Below are 4829 nucleotides of genomic sequence, written 5' to 3'. Positions count from 1 at the left end.
TGGGCCTTTGTGTACCGTCACCGCGGCGTGGGTGATGTCGGGGTGGGTGGTGAGGGTGGCTTCGATTTCGCCGAGTTCGATGCGGTGGCCGCGGATTTTGACTTGGAGGTCGCGGCGGCCGAGGAATTCGAGGGTGCCGTCGGGGTGCCAGCGGACGAGGTCGCCGGTGCGGTACATGCGTTGGCCGGGTGGGCCGTAGGGGTTGGCGACGAAGTGTTCGGCGGTGTGTGCGGGCTGGTTCTGGTATCCGCGGGCGAGTTGGATCCCGGCCAGGTGCAGTTCTGCGGTCACGCCGGTGGGGACGGGGCGGAGTCGGTCGTCGAGGACGTAGGCGTGGGTGCCGCGGATCGGGCCGCCGATGGTGACCGGGCCGCCGGGTGGCAGTGGTCCGCTGCAGTTGCTCATCACGGTCGTCTCGGTGGGGCCGTAGCCGTTGAAGAAGCGGCGGGGGGCGTGGGTGCGGGAGGTGTCGGTGTTTGTGGCCCAGCGGGTGAGCAGGTCGGGGGTGCAGGCCTCGCCGGCCGAGAGGACGGTGTGCAGGGTGTGGAGGTGGGTGGGGTCCATCGTGGCCAGTGCGGCCGGTGTGATCACGGCGTGGGTGACGTGGTTGTGGTGGAGGAGTTGGGTGAGTTCGTCGCCGCCGAAGACGGTGGGTGGGGCGATGACCATGGTGGCGCTGGATCCGGCGGCGAGGAGCAGTTCGAAGACCGAGGCGTCGAAGCTCGGTGATGCCACGGCCAGGGTGCGGGAGTCGGGGGTGGTGGTGAATCGTTCGCGTTGTTCGGCGGCAAGGTTGGCCAGCCCTTGGTGGGTGACGGCGACGCCTTTGGGGGTGCCGGTGGAGCCGGAGGTGTAGAGCAGGTAGGCGGTGTTGGTGGTGTGCAGGGGTCGGAGTCGGTCGTCGTCGGTGATCGGACCTGAATCCATGGTGTTGCATCGGGTTTCGAAGTCGGGGGTGTCGATGACGAGCCACGGCAGTGGTCCGGGCAGGGTTGTGGCGTGTGGGGTGGCGGTCAATCCGAGTGCGGCTCGGGAGTCCGAGAGCATGTGGGTGATGCGGTCTTTCGGGTAGTTCGGGTCGATCGGGAGGAACGCGGCGCCGGTTTTGGTGGTCGCCCAGACTGCGAGGACCGCGTCGGGGGAGCGGGGCAGTGCGATGGCGACGGTGTCTTCGGTGCCGATGCCTTCGGCGATGAGGATCCGTGCCAGCTGGGAGGATGCGGTGTCGAGTTGTTGGTAGGACAGGTGGTGGTCTTCGTATAGCACCGCGGGTGTGGTGCGGTCGTGTGTGGCGGCGGTGGTGAGCAGTTGGGGCAGTGTCGTGGCGGGGTGTTCGGGGCCGCCGGTGCGGTCGAGCAGGTTCCGTCGTTCGTCGGCGTCGAGGATGTCGAGGTCACCGACCCGACTCCCCACATCGGCCATCATGGCTTCGAGAACACGCAGGTATCGGTCCAGTAGGGCCTCGACATATGGTTCGTCGAACAGATCGCGGAGGTACTTCAGGCTGAGGCGGATCTGGGTGTCAACGGTGATTCCCAGGGCGAGGGGGTAGTGGGTGTTGTCGTTGGCGCTGACACCAGCCAGCGTCATGCCCTCGATCGCGCCGGCCTGTTCGACTAGCGCGGCCCTCTCGACCGGGTACGACTCGAACACCGTCAGCGTGTCGAACAGGACGTCTGCTATCCCGGCCGACTGCTGAATCTCCGTGAGCCCCAGATAGTGGTGGTCGAGCAGGTCGGCCTGTTCACCGTGCATCCGCCTCAGCAGTCGGGTGATCGACTCGTCCGGATCCGCCCGCACCCGAACCGGCACCGTGTTGATGAACAGCCCGATCATCGATTCCACGCCCGCGAGGTGAGGTGGCCGTCCTGACACGGTGCCGCCGAAGACCGCATCGTCGCGGCCGGTCATCCGCATCATCAAAATTCCCCAGGCCGCCTGCATCACCGTGCTGACGGTGACATCGAGCCGGGCAGCCAACTCGGATAGGGCGCGTGTCCGTTGGTCACCGAGATCGGCAACTACTTCACCCGCCCGCGAGGAGAGCTCTCGGCCCGGGTCGGCCGGGGCGAGCAGAGTTGGGCCCTCGACACCCTCGAGCGCCGCCGCCCACGCCCGCCGCGCCGCCGCCTCGTCCTGTTCGGCGCGCCACTCCAGATACCTGCGATACGGATGAGCCGGAGGTAACGCCGGCGCCCCGTCGCCGGCGGCATAGAGCGCGAGCATGTCCGCCATCAGCAGTGGCATCGACCACCCGTCGAGCAGGATGTGGTGGTTGGCGACGACCAGCTCGTACCGGTCCTCGGCTACCGTGACCAGCGTGAACCGGATCAACGGTGGTGCGGTCATGTCGAAATGCCTGGCCTGGTCCTCGGCCAGCAGCCGGGTCAACGCGTCCGGGCGAGCGGCGTCGTCGACTCCGCGAAGATCGACCTCGCGCCACGGCACCGGCAACGTATCGAGCACCAGCTGCACTGGTATGCCGTCAGCTCCCCCGACGAACGCCACCCGCAGATTCGGATGCCGATCCAGTACCGCCTGCGCCGCCGCGTGCAACCGCGTGGCGTCCACCCGACCTGTGAGGGTGAATACGACCTGCATCGAATACACGTCCACCGACGACGCGGCCAACAGCGCATGGAACAACAGACCCGACTGCAGCGGTGTCAAGGGCCACACGTCCGTGACCGACGGATACGCCGCTTCCCAGCGGTCGATGTCCAATTGACGCGCGGTGATCAACGGCAGATCCGACGGTGTCAGCCCACCGGCGTCGGGGGACTGCGCATGGGTGGCGAGCGCGGCGAGCGCCGCACACCATTGTTCCGCCAAGTCCTGCACATCGGACCGCCCGATTGCACCCGTCGGGAACGTGAACGCGGCGCCCAGCACCGGACCCCCGCCGCCGTCGGTGACGATCGCATCGATGTCGACAACCCCGCTCGCTGGCATGTCGGCATCTCTCGGAGCGGCGATGTCGCCGAGACGGCAACACGGTGACCACTCGGCCCCCAGCCCGTCGTTCGGTACGCCACCGGGAGACACCCGGCCGAGGTAGTTGAAACTGATTTGGCCGACAGGCAGCAGCCGCAACTGCTCGGCAGTCTCCCGATTCAGGTAGCGCAGGAGCCCGTAGCCGATTCCCCTGTCTGGCAGCGACCTCAGCTGCTCCTTGATCGACTTGACCACCACGCCGGCCGCGGCGCCACCGGCGAAGGCCCCGTCGAGGTCAGCGTCCCCGATATCCAGACGCAGCGGAAACACACTGGTGAACCATCCCACCGTCCGAGACAGATCCGCTCCCGCGGCAATCTGCTCCTGACGGCCGTGCCCCTCGAGTTGGATCAGCATCGAGGATTCGACGACCTTTCGCGAGCGCCGCCACCGGCAGACGGCCAACGCCAATGCCGCCAGCAGTCCATCCTCGACGCCGCAGTGGAACAGTGTCGGCAACGTCGCCAGCAATGACGCCGTCACCGGCGCCGGTACATTCACCTCGACACGGTCGAGGGTGGATCCAACATCGACAGCCGCGTTGAACGGGCGGAGGCCCAATACCGGGTCCGATGCCTGCAACAGCGCCTGCCACATCGGCAACTCCGCCACCCGAGCCGGGGTCGACGCCTCCTCGACCAACGCATGCGCCCACCGACGCATCGACGTTCCGACGGGATCCAACACCGGAGTACGCCCAGCGGACACCTGCGCCCACGCGGAGGCCAAGTCCGGCAGGATTATCCGCCACGACACCCCGTCGATCACCAGGTGGTGCGCGACGATCAGCAACCAGCCCGGCCGCTGCGCGGCGCTGACTCCCGACCGGAAATCGAGCCACACCAACTGCACCATCACACCCTTCGTCGGCGCCAACCGCTCCAACGCCGCATCCAAATGCGCCGACGCCAACGCCACCGCGGATTCCTCGTAGAGATCGGCGGAGACCTCCACCCGACGAACAAGGCCATCCACATCGACGGCATCCGACCCACCGGCTACGAGACCCCACCCGCGGTCGTCGCGAACAAGTCGCGAGCGGAAAATGTTGTGGTGAGCGAGCACGGCCTCGACCGTCGCCACCAACCCACCGCGGTCAATTCCAGGCGGCAGCTCCACCAACAAGTGTTGCGAGAGTCGACCGAAGCCACCACCGCGCTCAATCAGCGCCCGCGCGACCGGGGTCAGCGGCATCCACCCGGCGCCGCCGCCCGGCAACTCCTCGAGCACCACCGGCGGGCCGGAATCCTCGGGACGCTGCGCGACTTCAGCCAAGCCGCCAACAGTCCTGCGCTCGAATACATCGCGCGAGGAAAACATCACGCCGCGGGCCTTCGCGCGCGACACCAACTGAATCGCAACGATGCTGTCGCCACCTAGAGCGAAGAACGACTCGTCAACCCCGACGCGGTCGACGCCGAGGACGTCGGCGAAGACCTCGGCGATCGTCTGCTCGATGGGGGTGACCGGCGGCCGGAACCGCCGCTTCAACGGCGCTGGTGCGGGTAGTGCTCGTCGGTCGATCTTGCCGTTCACGCTCACTGGCATCCGGTCGAGGGTCACGAACACCGACGGCACCATAAAATCGGGCAGGCGCGCACCGACCGTCGCGGCGAGCGTCTCAGGGGCGACGTGGGCGCCTGGGGTGGGCACGACGTAGGCCACCAGTTGTTCGGTGGCTGGGCCTTTGTGTACCGTCACCGCGGCGTGGGTGATGTCGGGGTGGGTGGTGAGGGTGGCTTCGATTTCGCCGAGTTCGATGCGGTGGCCGCGGATTTTGACTTGGAGGTCGCGGCGGCCGAGGAATTCGAGGGTGCCGTCGGGGTGCCAGCGGA

The 4829-nt window shown here is 67.4% G+C and carries 1 protein-coding gene; it reads right to left on the bottom strand.

Annotated features, from left to right (window positions below):
* A partial coding sequence (locus AC1DWT_RS49470) for an amino acid adenylation domain-containing protein (RefSeq protein WP_477926090.1) occupies positions 1-4829 on the bottom strand: 4829 nt, incomplete at both ends.

Source organism: Rhodococcus sp. P4_B6, assembly GCF_056402215.1.
The sequence above is the reverse complement of the archived record's forward strand: the minus strand, read 5'-3'. Positions and strand labels throughout refer to the sequence as shown.